This is a genomic window from Streptomyces sp. (assembly GCF_050698815.1).
Lineage (GTDB): Bacteria > Actinomycetota > Actinomycetes > Streptomycetales > Streptomycetaceae > Streptomyces.
This window is the reverse complement of the sequence record NZ_JBOHCV010000206.1, coordinates 1-19,001: the sequence shown is the minus strand read 5'-3', so window position 1 is coordinate 19,001 and position 19,001 is coordinate 1. Positions and strand designations below refer to the sequence as shown.

Sequence of the window (19,001 nt, the reverse complement as noted above, 5' to 3'; positions counted from 1 at the left end):
GCCGGCGAGGAGACGCCGTCGACCAGGAGTCCGACGATGCCGGCCTCGTCGGCGGTCTCCCCGTAGCCGGTGAAGGCCGTGGTGCCGCTGCTGTCGGCGATCTGGCGGTACGCGGACAGGTCCGCGTGACCCTGCCGCTTGGACCGGGCGTCGGCCTTGGCGCGCTCGCGCTGCTCCGTCATCAGCCTGCGGAAGCCGGACTCGTCCACGGACAGGCCCTGTTCGGCGGCCATCTCCAGGGTGAGGTCGATGGGGAAGCCCCAGGTGTCGTGCAGCAGGAACGCCTTCTCACCGGGGAGGACCGTGCCACCCGCCGTCATGGTGTCGGTGACCGCGGCGTCCAGGATGTTGGTGCCCGCCCGCAGGGTCTTGAGGAAGGCGGCCTCCTCGGCCAGCGCGACCGTCTCGATGCGCCTGCGGTCCTCGGCCAGCTCCGGATACTGCGGGCCCATGGCCTTGATGACGGTGTCGGTCAGCTCGGCGACTGTGGCGCCGGCCGCGCCGAGCAGGCGCATGTTGCGGATGGCGCGGCGCATGATGCGGCGCAGCACGTAGCCGCGGCCCTCGTTGCCCGGGGTCACACCGTCGCCGATGAGCATGACGGCTGTGCGGATGTGGTCGGCGACCACGCGCAGCGAGATGTCGGACTGTTCGGCGGCGCCGTAGCGTACGCCGGACAGTTCGGTGGCCCTGTCGATGACCATGCGGGAGGTGTCGATCTCGTACATGTTGCGCACGCCCTGCAGGACCATCGCCAGCCGCTCGAAGCCGAGTCCGGTGTCGATGTTCTGGCTGGGCAGATCGCCGAGGATCGGATAGTCCTTGCCCTCGCCCGGACCGCGCTCGTACTGCATGAACACCAGGTTCCACAGCTCGACATAGCGCTCGTCGTTGACGGCGGGGCCGCCCTCGACGCCGAATTCGGGGCCACGGTCGTAGCTGATCTCCGAGCAGGGGCCACAGGGGCCGGGCACGCCCATGTCCCAGTAGTTCTCCTCCTTGCCGAGCCGCTGGACGCGCTCGGCCGGCACACCGACGACGTCGCGCCAGATGCGCTCGGCCTCGTCGTCCTCCTCGTAGACCGTGATCCACAGGCGCTCGGGGTCCAGGCCGTAACCCCCCTTGTCCTGCGGGGTGGTCATCAGCTCCCAGGCGTAGACGGCGGCGCCTTCCTTGAAGTAGTCGCCGAAGGAGAAGTTCCCGCACATCTGGAAGAAGGTGCCGTGCCGGGTGGTCTTGCCGACCTCCTCGATGTCCGGCGTGCGCACACACTTCTGCACGCTGGTGGCACGTGCGTAGGGCGGCTTGACCTCGCCCAGGAAGTACGGCTTGAAGGGAACCATGCCCGCCGGCACGAGCAGCAGCGTCGGGTCGTCCGCGATCAGTGACGCCGACGGCACGACGGTGTGCCCCCGCTCCTCGAAGAAGCGCAGCCAGCGGCGGCGGATTTCAGCCGACTCCATCAGTGGTCCTCATTCCGGTTCCGGTCGTGCGGATGTGTGCGGCCCTGCTGGCGCGGCTGGTGGGGAGCCCCCAACTCGGGCCTGCGGGCCTGCGAGGGAAGCCCGGGGTGGTCCGCCCCGGGCGGCGTGGTCAGGCCCAGCGCGTCGTTCAGTTCGGTCTCCCGCTGGGCCATTCCGGCGCGGACGTCGAGCGCGAAGTCCTTGAGGCGGTGGCCGGCGACGACCGCCTTGTCGGCGGCGCGCACCGCGAGCGCGTCGGGCGCGAGAGAGCGGATCTTGCGCTGGACCTTGGCGGTGGCCCAGACACCGGCGGCGGCGCCGGTGGTGAACCAGAAGGCACGGCGGAACATCAGTGGATCAGCCCTTCCCGCGCTTGCGTCCGCTTCGCCGGGCGGCGGGCAGAGTGCGGCTCAGGACCACCCTGCGCGGGGCCGGCGGTTCAGCGGAGCCGCTCTTCTTCCGTCCCAGCGCCCGTCGTACGCCGTACCCGAAGGCCGCGACCTTCACCAGCGGGCCGCCGAAGGTGGTGGAGACGGTGGAGGAGAGCGCGGACGCGTTGGAGGTGACCTCCTGGACGTCCGTCGCGATCGCGTCCACCCGGTCCAGTTGCGACTGGGCGGAGCGCACCGTCGCGGACGCCTCACCCAGCAGCGGAACCGCCTGCTCCGTCACGCCGGTCACCAGTTTGGTCGCCGCCTTGAGCGTCTGGGCGAGCCTCACCAGCACCACGGCGAGGAACGACACCAGAATCGCCCAGAAGACGGCCACCAGGAGACCGGCCACTTCTCCACCGGACACACTGCACCGCTTCCCTCGGGTCCTTACGGGTCGGCCGCCGGCCCCGGCCGCTCCTCGCTCCGGGAGCCGGCCCGCGGCGGCGGCGGATACCGACCTTATCGCGCCGGGAGGAGCCGCCCGTACCGCATTACGGGCGGGCGACAGGCCGACCGGGCAGGGCGGTTGGGCCGCGGCGGGTCTCAACCAGCCCTGCGGGAACGCGGCAGCCCGCCGTGCCGCCGCCGACGGCGGGAAGCCGACGGGGGGCAGGCGGGCTGTGCCGGGCTCAGCGTGCGTAGTACTCGATGACCATCTGCTCGTCGCAGATGACCGGAATCTCCTTGCGGTTGGGGTCCCGGTCCAGCCGGAAGGCGAGCGCCTCGAGGTTGACCTCGAGGTAGCGCGGCGTCTCCCCGTCGGGGGCGTAGCCGCCCTCGCGCGCGACCAGGAACGGGTGCTTGTTACGGCTGCGCTCGCGTACCCGCACCACGTCGTCCGGACGTACCCGGAAGGAGGGCTTGTCGACCTTCCGGTCGTTGACCGAGATGTGGCCGTGCACGACCATCTGACGGGCCTGGTAGACGGTGCGGGCCAGGCCGGAGCGCAGCACGAGGGCGTCCAGCCGGCGCTCGAGCTCGATGACGAGCGCGTCGCCGGTCTTGCCCTCCGCCTTACGGGCGCGGTCGTAGGCGCGCACCATCTGGCGCTCGCTGATGTCGTACTGGGCGCGGAGCCGCTGCTTCTCCAGCAGCCGGACCTTGTAGTCACTGGTCTGCTTGCGGCCCCGGCCGTGCTCTCCCGGCGGGTAGGGACGCTGCTCGAAGTACTTGACGGCCTTCGGGGTCAGCGCGATGCCGAGGGCACGCGACTTCTTGACCTTGGGACGCGACTGGTTCACCTTGAACGAACCTCCGTGTAAGTTAGGTGAGGCTTACCTTAGCGGAGGAGAACGCATGTTTCGACCTGGGAATCCCCTGCCCGGCACCGATGCCGGGCGAGGACAGCCGCGTCCCGTGGCAGACGCCCGACAGCCGAGTGCGGCCGAGCGCGTACGAACCCTCGCTGAATCCAGCGTATCCGCCGCGCTGACGGTTCCCGGCGCCCGGCCCCCGGAGCCCTCCCCACTCGGCCATGGCAGCCCCGAGGCCCGCGCCGTCACCCAGGACGGTGACGTGGTGCTTCTGGTCCCGGCCGCTTCGCCGGCGGCCCAGCTGGCGGTACACGCACAGGGCGACGAGGTGACGGCCGTGATGGAGATCACGGATGTGGCGCCGGTCGCGGTGCCCCATCGCGTGCGCGGCCGCGCCTGGCTCTCCGGGTGGCTCACGGCCGTACCGGAGGCTGAGCGCCCGGAGTGCGCGAGGCTCATCGCCGCGCGCCACCCGTACGGGCCGCCCGCCGCCGGCACGGCGTGGCTGCTGCTGCGGCTGGAGGTCGGCGAGGCGTACGTCGATGACCTGTGGGGCGCGGAAGCGGTGGAGCCCGACGACTTCGCGGCCGCCGTGCCCGATCCCCTCGCGCCGCATGAGACGGAGCTGCTCCAGCATCTGGCCGCCGCGCACGAGGACCAGCTGCGCGGACTGTGCGGGCTGGTCGGCGAGCCCGGTGCCCGGTGCGCTGCGGCGGGCGGCGGACGGGCGGTGCCGCTGGCCATGGACCGGCACGGAGTGCGGGTGCGTTTCTGCGACGTCGGCGGGGGAAGCGGAGACTGCTTCGACGCCCGCTTCGAGTTCCCTGAACCGGTCGGCGACGTCGCACAGCTGCGGCGGGCGATGCGGTTGCTCTTCGAGGCCGCCGCCGGATGACAGCGGTGCTCGGTCAGCGCTCCCCGGGCGGCGGGCCCGCGCCGCGCAGGCGCTCGCGCACCCGCTCGGCCACGTCCGCGTAGCGGGCCTCGGCACCGTAGCGCGTCGGCTCGTAGTAGCGCTTGCCGTGGATGGCGTCCGGGGCGTACTGCTGGGCGGCGATTCCGCCGGGGAGGTCGTGCGGATACTGATAGCCCTTGCCGTGGCCCAGCTTCGCGGAACCCTGGTAGTGGCTGTCCCGCAGATGCGGCGGCACCGGGCCGGCCAGCCCCGCCCGTACATCCGCCAGCGCCGCGTCGATGGCCACACAGGCGGCGTTCGACTTCGGGGCCAGGGCGAGCGCGACCACGGTCTGGCCAAGGGTGATGCGGGCCTCCGGAAACCCGATCATGGCGACCGCCTGAGCCGCGGCCACCGCAGTCTGCAGAGCCGTCGGGTCCGCCAGGCCGATGTCCTCGCTGGCGGAGATCATCAGCCGCCGCGCGATGAAGCGCGGGTCCTCCCCCGCCTCGACCATCCGGGCCAGATAGTGCAGCGCGGCATCCACGTCCGAGCCGCGGATGGACTTGATCAGCGCGCTCGCGACGTCGTAGTGCTGATCGCCGTCGCGGTCGTAGGAGACCGCGGCCCGGTCGACCGCCTCCTCCAGGGTGACCAGGGTGATCGCGGACTCGCCCTTCGCCAGCGCCGCGCCGGCGCCCGCCTCGAGCGCGGTCAGGGCGCGGCGGGCGTCGCCGCCCGCGATGCGCAGCAGGTGGTCCTCGGACTCCGTCGGCAGCGTCACCGCGCCGCCCAGGCCGCGGTCCTCCCCGACGGCGCGACGCAGCAGGGAACGCAGGTCCTCGTCGGTGAGCGGCTCCAGGGTGAGCAGCAGCGAGCGGGAGAGCAGCGGCGAGATCACCGAGAAGTACGGATTCTCGGTCGTCGCCGCGATCAGGGTGACCCAGCGGTTCTCCACCGCGGGCAGCAGGGAGTCCTGCTGGGCCTTGCTGAAGCGGTGGATCTCGTCCAGGAAGAGGACGGTGTCCTTGCTGTACGCACCGGAGGAGCGGCGGGCGCTCTCGATGACGGCGCGTACCTCCTTCACGCCCGCGGTGATCGCGGACAGCTCGACGAACCGTTTGTCCGTGGCCTGGCTGACGACATACGCGAGGGTGGTCTTGCCGGTGCCCGGCGGGCCCCACAGCAGCACCGAGGACGGCCCGGCCGGCCCGCCACCGGCCTCGCCGACGAGGCGGCGCAGCGGTGCGCCGGGGCGCAGCAGATGCCGCTGCCCCACGACGTCGTCCAGGGTGCGCGGGCGCATCCGTACGGCCAGCGGGCTGGCGGACGGGTCCTGCGCCTGGCGTTCCTCCGCGGCCGCGGTGAACAGGTCGGGTTCCACGCGGGAAACCCTAAGTCACGGGTATGACAGGACCTCCGGGCGGCCCGGGACAGCGGTTCAGCTGGTCCAGAAGTTCCACCAGCGGGTCAGGATCAGCATGCCGATGATCCCGATGTGCAACACCGGCAGCACCCAGGGGAATTCGTCGAGGAAGCCGCGTACGGAAGCGGGCGCGGGCAGGAAGCCGTGCCGGACGTTGTGCGCCGTGACGTACCAGAACATCACGATGGTCGCGACCCACGCGAGGCAGCACCACAGGCACAGGGCGCTGATGTTGTACAGCGACTGGTACATGAGCCACATACAGAAACCGACGCCGAACAGGGTGCCCGCGTTGAAGGTGAGCCAGTACCAGCGCGGGAAGCGGGCACCGGCGAGCAGACTCGTCCCCACGCAGATGACGACGGCGTACGCGACCAGCCCGATCATCGGGTTCGGCACCCCGAACGCGGCGGCCTGCTCGCTCTCCATGACGCTGCCGCAGGAGACGATCGGGTTGAGGCTGCACGCGGGGTCGAAGTCCGGGTCCTCGAGCAGCTTGAACTTGTCGAGGGTGATCACCCAGGCGGCGAGCAGCCCGGCGGCCCCGGTGATCACCAGCATCCAGGCGAAGGCACGGCCGGCGCCGACGGCCCCCCCGGAGGGCTCGTCCGCGTCCGTATGCGCGTGGTCGAGGGATGCCGTCGTGGTCATAGCGCTGTGTATCCCGTCATCCGGTGGTGTGCTGCCCCCCATGTGCCGCTCATTGTGCACCAAGGGGCAGGCTGTCAGCGGAGTTTCGTCGCCACCTCGGCCACCACACGATCGAGTGGCACGGCGGTCTGCTCCCCGCTTTCGAGGTCCTTGAGCTGGGCCACTCCCGCCACCAGATCCCGCTCGCCGGCCAGCAGCGCATAGCGGGCACCGGAGCGGTCGGCCGACTTCATGGCGTTCTTCATGCCCTTGCCGCCGTAGGCGAAATCGGCGGCGACGCCTTCCCGGCGCAGCGCGGTGACCACACGAAAGAGTGCACGCCGTGCCTCCTCGCCGATCGGCACCGCGAACACCTCTGTGACGGGCGGCAGTTCGGGCTCGACCCCCTCGGCGTCCAGGGCGAGCACCGTCCGGTCCACGCCCAGCGCCCAGCCCACCGAGGGCAGCGGGGGGCCGCCGAGCATCTCGGACAGGCCGTCGTAGCGCCCGCCGCCGCCTACCGCGGACTGCGAGCCGAGGCCGTCGTGGACGAACTCGAAGGTGGTACGCGTGTAGTAGTCCAGGCCGCGCACCAGCCGGGGGTCGTCCTCGTAGGCGACGTCCGCCTCGGTGAGCAGCTCCCGCACCTGCTCGTGGTAGGACTTGCACGCCTCGCACAGGTGGTCACGCATCATCGGCGCACCCGCCAGCTGGCGCTGCACGCCCTCCCGCTTGTCGTCCAGCACCCGCAGCGGGTTGATCTCGACGCGCCGGCGGGTGTCCTCGTCCAGGTCGAGCCGGCGCAGGAAGTCCTGCAGTGCCGCGCGGTAGACGGGGCGGCACTCCTTGTCGCCCAGCGAGTTGAGAAGCAGCCGGAAGGAGCGCAGCCCCAGCGACCGGTAGGCGTCGTGCGCGAGAATGATCAACTCGGCGTCGAGCGAGGGGTCCTCGGCTCCGATCGCCTCGGCGCCGACCTGCGAGAAGTGCCGGTAGCGGCCCTTCTGCGGGCGCTCGTAGCGGTAGTAGGAACCCGAGTACCACAGCTTCACCGGGAGGTTGCCGCTCTTGTGCAGGTTCGCCTCCAGCGCCGCGCGCAGCACGGAGGCGGTGCCCTCGGGGCGCAGTGCGAGTTCGTCGCCGCCCTTGGTGGTGAGGGTGTACATCTCCTTTGTCACGATGTCCGTGGACTCGCCGACACCGCGCGCGAACAGCTCGACCTGCTCGAAGCCGGGCGTCTCGGTGTAGCCGTAGCCGGCGCGCCGCAGCGGCGCGGACAGCGCTTCCCGCACCGCGAGGAAGACCGCGGACTGGGGCGGGTTCAGGTCGTAGGTGCCCTTGGGGGCCTTGAAGGTGCTCACGGAAGGTCTCGTCACATTCCTCGTCGCGGGGCGGCGCTCGTACTGCCGCCGCCCGGCCCGGCGGCCACCTGCCTCAGGAACGGGTTGGTGGCGCGCTCTTGGCCGATGGTCGTCTGGGGGCCATGGCCCGAGAGCACCACGGTCTCCTCCTCCAGCGGCAGGCACACACGTGCCAGCGACCGCAGGATCTCCTCGTGATCGCCCCCGGGCAGGTCGGTACGTCCGATGGAGCCGGCGAACAACAGGTCGCCCGAGAAGAACACAGGCGGTACGTCAGCCTGTTCGGGCATCCCGAAGGTCACCGACCCCTTGGTATGGCCCGGCGCGTGCGCGACGGTCAGCTCCAGACCGGCCAGCCGCAGCGTGGCTCCGTCGGTGAGCTCCTCGACGTCGTCCGGCTCGCCCACGGTCAGCTCGCCCATCAGCGGCTGCCCGATGCTGCGGCCCAGCGCCTTCTCCGGGTCGCTCATCATGTACCGGTCGGCGGGGTGGATCCAGGCGGGCACGTCGTGCGCTCCGCACACCGGCACGACCGAGGCGACATGATCGATATGGCCGTGGGTCAGCACGACGGCGACCGGCTTCAGCCGGTGCTTGGCGACGGCCTCCGCGACGCCTTCGGTGGCCAGATGGCCCGGGTCGATGATCACGCACTCCTCGCCCGCGGCGGGGGCGACCAGATAACAATTGGTCCCCCAGGCCCCGGCGGGGAACCCGGCAACGAGCACGGTCGTCCTTCTGTCGTCCGGAAATCGGTCACGCACGGCGGTGCGCCGGTCTGGCAGGTCACAGCCTACCGGCGGCGGTGCGGGCGCGGCGAACCCGTATACGGTACGGGCCGGAGCCTGGTAGCTACGTACGCACGCACCCCCGACGCACGCACGGCCCGAAGAGGAGACGCCCCGTGGTCAGCAGTGATCAGCGCAGAAAGCAGCTCGCCCGCGAGAAGTACCTGCGCCAGCAGGAGCGACGAGCCGTCCGCCGGCGCCGGGCACGGGTGCGGAACGTGGCGATCGCCGGCGTCGTCGCGCTGGTGCTCGCCGCCGGCGCGGCCTATGCCGCCAGCGGCGGGCTGAACGGCGACGAGAAGAAGCGGAACGACGCCTCGGACGACCGGGCGAAACCCTCTCCCAGCAGCAAGGCCCCCGACCCCTGCGACAAGCCCGCCAAGGGCAAGCCGAACGGCAAGCAGTGGAAGAAGGAGCCGAAGCAGGCCGTCGAGGAGTCGGCCACGTACGCGATGACGCTGCGCACGACGTGCGGTGACATCGGTTTCGAGATGGACGCGGCCAAGACGCCGCACACCGCCAACTCCTTCCGTTTCCTGGCCGGTGAGAAGTTCTTCGACCACACCAAGTGCCACCGGCTGGTCGACCAGGGCATCCATGTGCTGCAGTGCGGAGATCCCTCGGGCACCGGTCAGGGCGGCCCCGGCTACACCCTCCCGGACGAGAATCTGAAGGACTCACGGCTCAAGGGGGGCACGTATCCGGCCGGGACGGTCGCGATGGCCAACAAGTACAACGCCCAGACCAAGAAGGGCCGGGACTCCGGCGGCAGCCAGTTCTTCCTCGTCTTCAAGGACAGCAGGCTGCCCGCGGACTACACGCCGTTCGGCAGGATCACCGACGGTATGGATGTGCTGAAGAAGATCGCCAAGGCCGGTTCGACCCCGGACCCGCAGACGCAGAACACCCCGCCCAACGCCACCGTGGTGATCAACCGGGCCACCGTGCGGGAGTCCTGACCGGCGGCGCTGCCGCGGGACCGCCTTCCGGGCTGTCTTCTCAGGGCTGTGCCCCCGGGCCGGCGGAGCGTTCGGAATTTCGCTCCGGCCGCATGCGGACAGCGTGGGCGCCGGTCACCTATCTTTGGCTCTGACGAGAACTGTGGACGATGCCGGGTGCCCTGCGCGCCCCCGGGCATCATGTGGAGGAGGCGCTGTGAGCAGCGACCCGTGGGGCCGCGTCGATGAGACGGGGACCGTGTACGTGCGTACGGCCGACGGCGAGCAGATCGTCGGATCGTGGCAGGCAGGCTCCCCCGAGGAGGCACTGGCCTACTTCACGCGCAAGTACGAGGGCCTGGTCGTGGAGATCGGCCTCCTGGAACGCCGGGTGAAGAGCACCGATCTGTCCGCCAAGGACGCGACGACGGCCATCGTCCACCTGCGGGAGCAGGTGGACGCCCATCACGCCGTCGGTGATCTGGACGCGCTGCGCAAGCGGCTCGACGCGCTGACGGTGACGGTCGAGCAACGCCGCGAGGAGCGCAAGGCGGAGAAGGCCCAACAGAACGTGCAGGCACGCCAGTCCAAGGAGGCGCTGGTCACCGAGGCGGAGGAGCTCGCGCAGAGCGAGCAGTGGCGGGCCGCCGGTGAACGGCTGCGTGCTCTGGTGGACGCCTGGAAGGGACTCCCCCGACTCGACCGCAAGACGGACGACGAGCTGTGGCACCGCTTCTCGCACGCCCGCTCGGCCTTCTCCAAGCGCCGCAAGGCCCACTTCGCGCAGCTGGACTCACAGCGCGAGGAGGCGCGGCAGCGCAAGGAGAAGCTGGTGGCGGAGGCGGAGTCGCTCTCCGGCTCCCGCGAGTGGGGTCCGACCGCGGCCAAGTACCGCGACCTGATGCAGGAGTGGAAGGCCGCGGGCCGCGCGCAGCGGGAGCACGAGGACGATCTGTGGCACCGCTTCCGCGGCGCGCAGGACGTCTTCTTCCAGGCCCGCAGCGAGGTGTTCGCCGAACGCGACACCGAGCAGCGGGAGAACCTGACCCGCAAGGAGGAGCTGGCCGTCGAGGCCGAGAAGCTGCTCCCCGTCACGGACCTGAAGGCGGCCCGCGCCGCCTTCCGCGCCCTGAACGAACGCTGGGACGCCATCGGGCATGTGCCGCGCGATGCCCGGCCGAAGATCGAGGGCCGGATGCACACGGTGGAGCGGGCGATCCAGGAGGTCGAGGAGGCCGAGTGGCGCCGCAGCAACCCGGAGGCGCGGGCGCGGGCGGCGGGCCTGACCGGACAGCTCCAGGACGCGGTCGACAAGCTGCGCGGCCAGGCCGAGAAGGCCCGGGCGGCGGGGAACACCGCGAAGGCGGAGAAGCTGGAGAAGGAGCTGGCAGGCCGCCAGGAGCTGCTGGACCAGGCGCTCAAGGGACTGCACGAGTTCGGCGGTTGACCCACCCCGCGGGGCAGACGGGCCGCGGGCGGACGTCCGCGGCCTGCGGCCTTCGGCTCAGGAGGGCCTGCGGGCCGACGTCACCCGGTAGACGTCGTAGACGCCCTCCACGCCGCGTACCGCCTTCAGCACGTGGCCCAGGTGCTTGGGGTCGCCCATCTCGAAGGTGAAGCGGGAGGTGGCGACCCGGTCGCGGGAGGTCTGCACGGCGGCGGAGAGAATGTTGACGTGCTGGTCGGAGAGGATCCGGGTGACGTCCGACAGCAGCCGGGAGCGGTCCAGCGCCTCGACCTGGATGGCGACCAGGAAGACCGATGACTGGCTCGGCGCCCACTCGACGTCGATGATGCGCTCCGGCTCCTTGGTCAGCGAGTCGACGTTGACACAGTCGGTGCGGTGCACCGATACGCCGTTGCCCCGGGTGACGAAGCCGATGATGGGGTCACCGGGCACGGGCGTGCAGCAGCGGGCCAGCTTGACCCAGACGTCGTCGACACCCTTGACGACCACGCCCGGGTCGGAGTTCGCACGCCGCTTGGTGCGGCTGCGGGTGGCGGGCATGGGCGCCGCGGTCTCGGCCAGGTCCTCGTTGGCGGCGTCCTCACCGCCGAGGGCCTGGACCAGCTTCTGCACCACGCTCTGCGCGGACATGTGGCCCTCGCCGATGGCGGCGTAGAGGGCGGAGATGTCGGCGTAGCGCATCTCGTGGGCGAGGGTGACCATGGAGTCGCCGGTGAGGATGCGCTGGATCGGCAGGTTCTGCTTGCGCATCGCGCGGGCGATGGAGTCCTTGCCCTGCTCGATGGCCTCGTCGCGGCGTTCCTTGGTGAACCAGGCGCGGATCTTGTTACGGGCGCGGGGCGACTTGACGAAGCCGAGCCAGTCCCGGGAGGGCCCGGCGCCGGTGGCCTTGGAGGTGAAGACCTCGATGGTGTCACCGTTGTCGAGAGTCGATTCCAGCGGCACCAGCCGGCCGTTGACGCGGGCGCCGATGGTGCGGTGGCCGACCTCGGTGTGAACCGCGTAGGCGAAGTCGACCGACGTTGCTCCGGCGGGGAGGGCGATGACGTCGCCCTTCGGTGTGAAGACGAAGACCTCGTTACGGGAGAGGTCGAAACGCAGCGACTCCAGGAACTCGCCCGGGTCCTCGGTCTCCTTCTGCCAGTCGAGCAGCTGGCGCAGCCAGGACATGTCGTTGACGTGGTCGTCGCCCTTGCCCGCGCTCTTGGGCACGTCCGTACGCACCTTCGAGGTGCCCGCGACGGCCTGCTGCTTGTACTTCCAGTGCGCGGCGATGCCGTACTCGGCGCGGCGGTGCATGTCGAAGCTTCGGATCTGCAGTTCGACCGGCTTGCCACCGGGGCCGATGACCGTCGTGTGCAACGACTGGTACATGTTGAACTTGGGCATCGCGATGTAGTCCTTGAACCGGCCGGGCACCGGGTTCCAGCGGGCGTGCACGGTGCCCAGCGCCGCGTAGCAGTCGCGGACGGTGTCGACCAGGACGCGGATACCCACCAGGTCGTAGATCTCGGCGAAGTCGCGGCCGCGGACGATCATCTTCTGGTAGACGCTGTAGTAGTGCTTCGGCCGCCCGGTGACGGTCGCCTTGATACGGGCGGCACGCAGGTCGGACTGGACCTCGTCGGTGACGACGGCCAGATACTCGTCCCGCTTCGGCGCCCGCTCGGCGACCAGCCGCACGATCTCGTCGTACATCTTGGGGTAGAGGATCGCGAAGGCGAGGTCCTCCAGCTCCCACTTGATGGTGTTCATGCCCAGCCGGTGGGCGAGCGGGGCGAAGATCTCCAGGGTCTCGCGGGCCTTCTGCTCCTGCTTCTCCCGCTTCAGATAGCGCATGGTGCGCATGTTGTGCAGCCGGTCGGCGAGCTTGATGACCAGCACCCGCGGGTCCCTCGCCATGGCCACGACCATCTTGCGCACGGTCTCGGCCTGCGCCGCCTCGCCGAACTTGACCTTGTCCAGCTTGGTGACGCCGTCGACGAGCAGGGCGACCTGGTCGCCGAAGTCGCGTCGCAGGGTGTCCAGCCCGTACTCGGTGTCCTCGACGGTGTCGTGCAGCAGGCCGGCCATGAGTGTCGCCGGGTCCATGCCCAGTTCGGCGAGGATCGTGGTCACGGCGAGCGGGTGCGTGATGTAGGGGTCGCCGCTCTTGCGCTTCTGGCCACGGTGCCAGCGCTCGGCGACCTGGTAGGCGTGCTCGATCTGGCGGAGCGTCGCCGATTCGATCTTCGCGTCGTTGCCGCGCACGATCCGCAGCAGCGGTTCCAGTACCGGGTTGAAGGGGCTGGAGCGCTGCACCCCGAGGCGGGCCAGCCGGGCGCGCACGCGGTTGGAGGAGCCGGAGCGGCCAGAGACACCGGAGACGGCGCGGTCGGGCGCGACGCGCTCGCCCTGCCCCTTGTCGGCGCCGTCGGCCTTTTCGGTCTTCCCGCTCTTGTCGGGCTTCTCGGCCTTGACCGTCCTGCCGGTCTTCTCGGGCGCCCTCGCCGCGGGTCCGGCCGCGCCGCCGGGCCCGCCCGGCCCGGCGTTCTGGCGCTGTGCGGCGGTAAGCGGCTGGGCCTCGTCTGGCAAGAGCACTCCTCGGTGGACCCCAGGTGGGACTGCCATGGTATCGACCCCGGTCGCTACCCTGCCCACGGCCGTCGGCGGGCACGACGGAGGCGGTCACCCTGGTCTCTCAGGAGAACGTACCGGGTGACCGCCTTATGCCGGCGCCTCGTCGTCAGACCGTGACCAAGGCGTCCAAGGGTGCGTCCCGCAGGGCGGGCGCCAGGCGGTCGCGGCCGCCGAGGAAGCCGAGCTCCAGCAGGACCGCGAGGCCCGCGACGTGGGCCCCGGCCCGCCTGATCAGCTCCAGGGACGCCTCGGCGGTGCCGCCGGTGGCCAGCACATCGTCGATGATCAGCACCCGGTCGTCCGCGGTCAGGTCCTCGGCGTGCACCTCGATCTCGGCACTGCCGTACTCCAGGTCGTAGGACTGGGAGAGGGTGGCGCCGGGAAGCTTGCCGGCCTTGCGCACGGGGATGAAGCCGAGACCGGCCCGTACGGCCGCCGGAGCGGCGAGGATGAAGCCGCGGGCCTCCAGGCCGACGACCTTGGTGGCACCGCGCTCGGCGCAGATCCGCGCGAGCGAGTCGGTGAGGGCCGTGAACGCGACGGGGTCGGCGAGCAGCGGCGTGATGTCCTTGAACATCACGCCGGACTGCGGATAGTCGGCCACATCACGGATGCGGCCGACCAGCAGCTCCCGCACCTCGGCGGAGACCGTTATTGCTGACTCGGTGACCTCGTTCACCCCGCTCACCTGCGCTTTCCGGACGGGCGGCCATGGCCTCGGCCGCGCGAGGAGGCCTGTCGGCGCTGTCCCCGGCCGGCTCCGGGCTCCCGCTGCCCTCGTGGCCCGACGACGCCGGCGCCAGATGTGTCCCCGCCGTCCGGGTCGTCCGGGTCCGCCACCACCGCACCACCGGGACCTGCGCCCTGGCCCTGCGGATCGTCCTGCGGCCCGTATCCGTCCTGGTCATCGCGCTCCTCGGCCTTGAGCCGCTTGGCGCGCACCCGCTTGGCCAGCGCCTTCATCTGCGGCTCGCGCTCCTTGAAGTCCGCGACCAGCGGGGTCGCGATGAAGATCGAGGAGTACGCACCGGCCGCGAGGCCGACGAAGAGGGACAGGGCGATGTCGTTGAGCATGCCGCCGCCCAGCAGACCGCCGCCGATGAAGAGCAGTCCGGCGACCGGCAGCAGCGCCACGACCGTGGTGTTGATGGAGCGCACCAGGGTCGAGTTGATGCTGCGGTTGGCGATCTCGCTGTAGGTGAAACGGGTCTGTTTGGTGACGCCCCGGCTGCCCTCCCGCAGACCGTCGAAGACGACGACGGTGTCGTAGAGCGAATAACCGAGAATGGTCAGCAGGCCGATGACGGTGCCGGGCGTGACCTCGAAACCGACGAGCGAGTAGATGCCGACGGTGATGGTGAGGTCGTGGATCAGCGCGATCAGCGCGGCGAGTGCCATCCGCCACTCGAAGGCGATGGCCAGATAGATCACCACGAGGACCATGAAGATCCCCAGGCCCAGCCATGCCTTGCTCGCGATCTGCTCACCCCAGCTGGGACCGACCAGCTGGGTGTCGATGTCGTTGGGATCGACCTTGAGGTCGCCCGCGACCTTCTCCTTGACCTCGGTGGAGCGGTCGGTGTCCAGGCCGGCGATCTGGATCCGCATGCCGCCGTTGCCCAGCTGCTGGACGATGGCCTTCTCGCCGGAGGTCTTCTCCACGAGTTCGGTGGTGTGCTGAACGGAGGCGGAGGTCTTGGGCGTGGTGAGCACCGCGCCGCCCTCGAACTCGATGCCCATGTTCAGCCCGCGCACCGCGAGCCCGACGATGGCCGTGATCGTGATCAGGATGGAGACGCCGTACCAGAACTTCCGCTTGCCGATGAAGTCGTAGCCGACCTCGCCGCGGTAGAGCCGGGCACCGAGATTGCCGAGTCGCGACATCTCATGCCTCCTTCGGGTCGGTGCTGACGGGCGAGCGGCGACCGCCGCGAAGCGGCGGCTTGGCACCCAGCCTGGTCGGGTCCAGGCCCGACCAGGGGTGGCCACTGGAGAAGAAGCGCCGCTTCGCCAGCAGCGTCATCAGCGGTTTGGTGAAGAAGAAGACCACGACGACGTCCAGCAGCGTGGTGAGACCGAGCGTGAACGCGAAGCCCTGCACCTTTCCGACGGTGACGATGAAGAGCACCGCGGCGGCGAGGAACGAGACGAAGTCGGAGACCATGATCGTACGCCGGGCACGCGGCCAGCCCCGCTCGACGGCGGGCCGCAGCGTACGGCCCTCGCGGATCTCGTCCCGGATGCGTTCGAAATAGACGATGAAGGAGTCGGCCGTGATGCCGATGGCCACGATCGCGCCGCAGACGGCCGGGAGGTTCAGCGCGAAGCCGATGGCGGGGCCGAGCAGCGACATGAGCGTGTACGTGAGAACGGCGGAGACGATGAGGCTGAGGATCGCGATGAGGGACAGCCCGCGGTAGTACGCCACCAGATAGATGATCACCAGCGCGAGGCCGATGCCGCCGGCGTAGAGGCCCGCCTTCAGCTGGTCGCTGCCGAGGGCGGCGGTCACGGTGGTGACGTCCGACTCCTCGAACGTGAGCGGCAGGGCGCCGTAGGAGAGGATGTTGCCCAGCTCCTCGGCCGATGTCTGGGTGAAACTGCCGGAGATCTCGGCGCTCCCGCCCAGCCGCTGGCTGACGGAGGGTGCGGAGACGACCTCGCCGTCGAGGGCGATCGCGAACTGGTTCTGCGGCTGCTGCTTCTTGGCCAGCTCACCCGTGGTCTTGCCGAAGTCGCTGGAGCCCTTGTCGTCGAACGACATCGTGACGATCCACTGGCCGCGGTCCTGGGCGAACTGCGCCTTGGCGTCGGAAACGTTCTTACCCTCGACGCCGACCGGGCCGAGCGCGTACTTGACCTTCTCCTCGGCGTCGCAGGCGACGATCGGGTCCTTCGACGTCTTGGCGGCGGCCTGTTCACTCGCCTTGGCACGCGCCGCCTTGCTGTTGCAGTCCAGCTTCTCCAGCTGCTTGGCGAGAGCGGGCGGCACACCGGGCGGCTGCTGTTGCTGCGGCGGCGCCGTGGGCGGTGTGGTGGGCTGCGTCGGCTTCGGGCTGGGCTTGTCGTCGGCCGTGGCCCGGAGACCGTCGGTCACCGCGCGGCCCTGGTTCCCCTTGTCCCCCTGCTCGCCGCCGGCCTTGGGCGAAGGTGAGGGCGAGGTGGGGGGCTGCTGTGGCTGCTTGGTGGTCGGCGCGTAGGTCAGCACCGGGCGGAAGGCCAGCTTGGCGGTGGTCCCGACCTGCTTCCGGGCCTGCTGTTCGTTGCTCCCCCGCGGGATGTTGGCGATGATGTGCCGGTCACCCTGGGTCTGGACCTCGGCCTCGGAGACACCCAGACCGTTGACCCGCCGCTCGATGATGCCGACGGCGGTCTTCATGTTGGTCTCGTTGATCGCGTTGGGCTTGCCCGGCTGGCTCTTGGCCTCAAGGGTGATGCTCGTACCGCCGGCGAGATCGATGCCCAGCCGGGGGGTGCTGTGACCGGAGAAGAACATCCCCCCGGTCAGCCCCACCATGGCCAGCAGGATCAGCGTCAGCGACCGCCATGGCTTCCCGTGCGCGCTGGAACCCCTGCGGCCCTTCTTCGGTGCTGCCACCTTCTCGTCTCTCCTGTCCCAACCGCCAGCGCCGGCCCAGGAGTCGAGACGGGCCGCCACGCGGCGCACAAAGTGGTCTGCGGACATGCTCCGCCGCCGGACCGGGTCAGTGGTCCGGCGGCGCCGACCTTACTTGGAGTCGGAGTCACCCTTGCGCTTGGTGTCCTTGGGCTGCGCGTCGTCCTCGGCCGGGGCGGTCTTCGCGTCCGCGCTCCCGGCGTCGGCGGAGCCGTCGGTCCCGGCCTTGCCGTCCGACGTGTCGGTCGACTTGCCGAGGTCGAGCTTGGACTCACCGGCGGTGTCGTCGTCCGAGGTCAGCGAGGAGGCGTCGTCGGGAACGACGGTGTCTTCGACGGGGACGTCGTCGGGCGCACCGTGGAGGATCCGCTCGTACTCCTCGTCCTCGAGCACGGCACCGACGGCGTTCTTGGCGTAGAGGGCGTGCGTGCCGGGTGCAACCTCGAGGAGGACCGTGTCATCGCGGATCTCCTTGACGGTGGCGTACATGCCCCCGATCGTCCGGATGCCGGTGCCGGGCTGCATCGCGTCACGCATGCTGGCGGCCTTGCGCTGCTTGTTCTTGGCGGACCGGGTCATCAGGAACATGGCACCGATGAGCACGATGAAGGGGAGGAGAGTAACGATATTCACGGCGGAAGCAGGTCCTTCGCACGACCGCGTCTCAGCGGCCTGGTATTCGGGGTGGGCGTGCCGTCCGAAAGGGATGGCATCGGCGGAGTCTAAGCGAGGCCCCGCCAATGGAACAACGTCAAGCATCGCACCGGGGTTCCTGCGCCTGCGACTCTCCGCGCCGTCACCCTCCAAACAGACCCTGTTGTCCGGATTTGCCAGAAAAGCCGGAATCACGCTGCGGCGGCCTCGCCAGTCCCAGGTGATCCCAGGCCGCGGGGGTGGCGACCCGGCCCCGCGGCGTACGGGCGAGCAGGCCCTCCCGTACGAGGAACGGCTCGGCCACTTCCTCCACCGTCTCCCGTTCCTCCCCCACCGCGACCGAGAGTGTCGAGAGGCCCACCGGGCCGCCGCCGAAGAGCTTGAGCAGGGCGCCGAGCACCGCGCGGTCGAGACGGTCCAGGCCGCGTTCGTCCACCTCGTAGACACCCAGGGCGCGGTGGGCGATCTCCCGGTCGATCACTCCGTCGGCCTTGACCTGGGCGTAGTCGCGCACCCTGCGCAGCAGGCGGTTGGCGATGCGGGGGGTGCCACGGGAGCGCCCGGCGATCTCGGCGGCCCCTTCGGCGTCCGTGTCCACCTCCAGCAGCCGGGCCGAGCGGTGGATGACCTGCTCCAACTCCCCCGGCTCGTAGAACTCCATGTGCGCGGTGAAACCGAACCGGTCGCGCAGCGGGGGCGGCAGCAGCCCGGCCCGGGTGGTGGCACCGACCAGGGTGAAGGGCGGCAGCTCGAGCGGAATGGCGGTGGCTCCCGGCCCCTTGCCGACGATCACGTCGACGCGGAAATCCTCCATCGCCATGTAGAGCATCTCCTCGGCGGGCCGTGACATCCGGTGGATCTCGTCGAGGAAGAGCACCTCGCCCTCCTGGAGGGAGGAGAGGATCGCGGCGAGGTCGCCGGCGTGCTGAATGGCCGGCCCGGAGGTGATCCTGATCGGTGCGCCCATCTCGGCCGCGATGATCATGGACAAGGTCGTCTTGCCGAGCCCCGGTGCACCGGAGAGCAGGACGTGGTCGGCCGTGCCGTTGCGCTGCCTGGCGGCTTTGAGCACGAGGTCGAGCTGCTCCCGCACCCTGGGCTGGCCGATGAACTCGCCCAGCTCCTTCGGCCGGAGCGCCGCCTCCACGGCACTCTCCTCGCTGTCGGCCTCCGCGCCGACGAGGCGGTCGGGGCCGTCCGGTGCGGCGTTCTCGCCGTGCTCGCCGTGCTCGCCGTACTCGCCGTTCACGCCGTACTCGTCCCTGCTCATGGCGCCCTTACCTCTGCTGCCGCTGCCTTGTGTCCGTGCGCTGCGCCGTGGTGCCGTACGGGCGGTTCAGCCACTCGCCTCTCACCGCGCCCGGTTCAGCGTCTGCAGCGCGGCGCGCAGCAGCTGCGGTACGGGCGGCTCGGCGCCGGCCGCCGCGGCGGCCTCGGCCTGCGGGGCTACGGCGGCGAC

17 protein-coding genes and 1 pseudogene are annotated in these 19,001 nt (G+C 70.4%); 3 read left to right on the top strand and 15 right to left on the bottom strand.

Annotation, left to right across the window (positions count from 1 at the left end):
• The 4 genes from alaS to rpsD all read right to left on the bottom strand — a co-directional run.
• The coding region (alaS, locus tag ACRDP3_RS07730) for an alanine--tRNA ligase (RefSeq protein WP_431516098.1) at positions 1-1,463 on the bottom strand (1,463 nt) is incomplete at its 3' end.
• Complete coding sequence (locus ACRDP3_RS07725; RefSeq protein ID WP_431516097.1) at positions 1,463-1,813, bottom strand: DUF6167 family protein; 351 nt, start codon at positions 1,811-1,813, stop codon at positions 1,463-1,465. The genes ACRDP3_RS07725 and alaS, both read right to left, overlap by 1 nt.
• Before the next feature lie 7 nt (positions 1,814-1,820).
• Positions 1,821-2,261: a DUF948 domain-containing protein gene (locus ACRDP3_RS07720; protein WP_431516096.1), complete on the bottom strand. Its 441-nt coding sequence runs from the start codon at positions 2,259-2,261 to the stop codon at positions 1,821-1,823.
• 265 nt (positions 2,262-2,526) lie between these two features.
• Positions 2,527-3,138, bottom strand: coding sequence for a 30S ribosomal protein S4 (rpsD, locus tag ACRDP3_RS07715; RefSeq protein WP_431516095.1), 612 nt, complete (start codon positions 3,136-3,138; stop codon positions 2,527-2,529).
• Between the two features lie 55 nt (positions 3,139-3,193).
• Between rpsD and ACRDP3_RS07710 the strand changes: the two genes are divergently transcribed.
• Positions 3,194-4,045, top strand: coding sequence for a DUF2470 domain-containing protein (locus ACRDP3_RS07710; RefSeq protein WP_431516094.1), 852 nt, complete (start codon positions 3,194-3,196; stop codon positions 4,043-4,045).
• A gap of 13 nt (positions 4,046-4,058) precedes the next feature.
• On the opposite strand, the gene ACRDP3_RS07705 is transcribed toward ACRDP3_RS07710, so the two are convergent.
• From ACRDP3_RS07705 to ACRDP3_RS07690, 4 genes are all read right to left on the bottom strand, one after another.
• Positions 4,059-5,429, bottom strand: coding sequence for a replication-associated recombination protein A (locus tag ACRDP3_RS07705; RefSeq protein WP_431516093.1), 1,371 nt, complete (start codon positions 5,427-5,429; stop codon positions 4,059-4,061).
• Positions 5,430-5,486: 57 nt separating this feature from the next.
• Positions 5,487-6,122, bottom strand: coding sequence for a vitamin K epoxide reductase family protein (locus ACRDP3_RS07700; protein ID WP_431516092.1), 636 nt, complete (start codon positions 6,120-6,122; stop codon positions 5,487-5,489).
• A 74-nt stretch (positions 6,123-6,196) separates the two neighbouring features.
• The gene (gene hisS / locus ACRDP3_RS07695) at positions 6,197-7,459 is read right to left on the bottom strand and encodes a histidine--tRNA ligase (RefSeq protein ID WP_431516091.1); all 1,263 of its coding nucleotides are present in this window, start codon (positions 7,457-7,459) and stop codon (positions 6,197-6,199) included.
• 11 nt (positions 7,460-7,470) lie between these two features.
• The gene (locus tag ACRDP3_RS07690; protein WP_431516090.1) at positions 7,471-8,187 is read right to left on the bottom strand and encodes an MBL fold metallo-hydrolase; all 717 of its coding nucleotides are present in this window, start codon (positions 8,185-8,187) and stop codon (positions 7,471-7,473) included.
• Between the two features lie 176 nt (positions 8,188-8,363).
• Here ACRDP3_RS07690 and ACRDP3_RS07685 point away from each other — a divergent pair, with 176 nt between their 5' ends.
• Together ACRDP3_RS07685 and ACRDP3_RS07680 are read left to right on the top strand one after the other, a co-directional pair.
• Positions 8,364-9,206 (top strand): peptidylprolyl isomerase, encoded by an 843-nt coding sequence (locus tag ACRDP3_RS07685; RefSeq protein ID WP_431516089.1) that lies wholly within the window; start codon positions 8,364-8,366, stop codon positions 9,204-9,206.
• 196 nt (positions 9,207-9,402) lie between these two features.
• Positions 9,403-10,632, top strand: a complete 1,230-nt coding sequence (locus ACRDP3_RS07680; RefSeq protein WP_431516088.1) for a DUF349 domain-containing protein — start codon at positions 9,403-9,405, stop codon at positions 10,630-10,632.
• Positions 10,633-10,689: 57 nt separating this feature from the next.
• Here ACRDP3_RS07680 and ACRDP3_RS07675 read toward each other — a convergent pair whose 3' ends face one another.
• The 7 genes and pseudogenes from ACRDP3_RS07675 to ACRDP3_RS07645 form a co-directional block, all read right to left on the bottom strand.
• Positions 10,690-13,227, bottom strand: a complete 2,538-nt coding sequence (locus ACRDP3_RS07675; protein ID WP_431516087.1) for a RelA/SpoT family protein — start codon at positions 13,225-13,227, stop codon at positions 10,690-10,692.
• A gap of 151 nt (positions 13,228-13,378) precedes the next feature.
• Complete coding sequence (locus ACRDP3_RS07670) at positions 13,379-13,951, bottom strand: adenine phosphoribosyltransferase (RefSeq protein WP_431516086.1); 573 nt, start codon at positions 13,949-13,951, stop codon at positions 13,379-13,381.
• A 5-nt stretch (positions 13,952-13,956) separates the two neighbouring features.
• The gene (gene secF, locus ACRDP3_RS07665; RefSeq protein ID WP_431516085.1) at positions 13,957-15,156 is read right to left on the bottom strand and encodes a protein translocase subunit SecF; all 1,200 of its coding nucleotides are present in this window, start codon (positions 15,154-15,156) and stop codon (positions 13,957-13,959) included.
• Between the two features lies 1 nt (position 15,157).
• On the bottom strand, positions 15,158-16,870 hold the full coding sequence (secD, locus tag ACRDP3_RS07660) for a protein translocase subunit SecD (protein WP_431516084.1): 1,713 nt from the start codon (positions 16,868-16,870) through the stop codon (positions 15,158-15,160).
• A gap of 129 nt (positions 16,871-16,999) precedes the next feature.
• Complete coding sequence (yajC, locus tag ACRDP3_RS07655) at positions 17,000-17,521, bottom strand: preprotein translocase subunit YajC (protein ID WP_431516083.1); 522 nt, start codon at positions 17,519-17,521, stop codon at positions 17,000-17,002.
• Between the two features lie 163 nt (positions 17,522-17,684).
• Positions 17,685-18,812, bottom strand: coding sequence for a Holliday junction branch migration DNA helicase RuvB (ruvB, locus tag ACRDP3_RS07650; RefSeq protein ID WP_431516082.1), 1,128 nt, complete (start codon positions 18,810-18,812; stop codon positions 17,685-17,687).
• Positions 18,813-18,893: 81 nt separating this feature from the next.
• Positions 18,894-19,001, bottom strand: a pseudogene (locus ACRDP3_RS07645) (Holliday junction branch migration protein RuvA); the annotation flags it as partial.

Coding starts and splice junctions, on each gene's coding strand:
- ACRDP3_RS07725 (WP_431516097.1), bottom strand. CDS start 1,813: ATGTTCCGCCGTGCCTTCTGGTTCACCACCGGCGCCGCCGCCGGTGTC.
- ACRDP3_RS07710 (WP_431516094.1), top strand. CDS start 3,194: ATGTTTCGACCTGGGAATCCCCTGCCCGGCACCGATGCCGGGCGAGGA.
- ACRDP3_RS07700 (WP_431516092.1), bottom strand. CDS start 6,122: ATGACCACGACGGCATCCCTCGACCACGCGCATACGGACGCGGACGAG.
- secF (WP_431516085.1), bottom strand. CDS start 15,156: ATGTCGCGACTCGGCAATCTCGGTGCCCGGCTCTACCGCGGCGAGGTC.
- ruvB (WP_431516082.1), bottom strand. CDS start 18,812: ATGAGCAGGGACGAGTACGGCGTGAACGGCGAGTACGGCGAGCACGGC.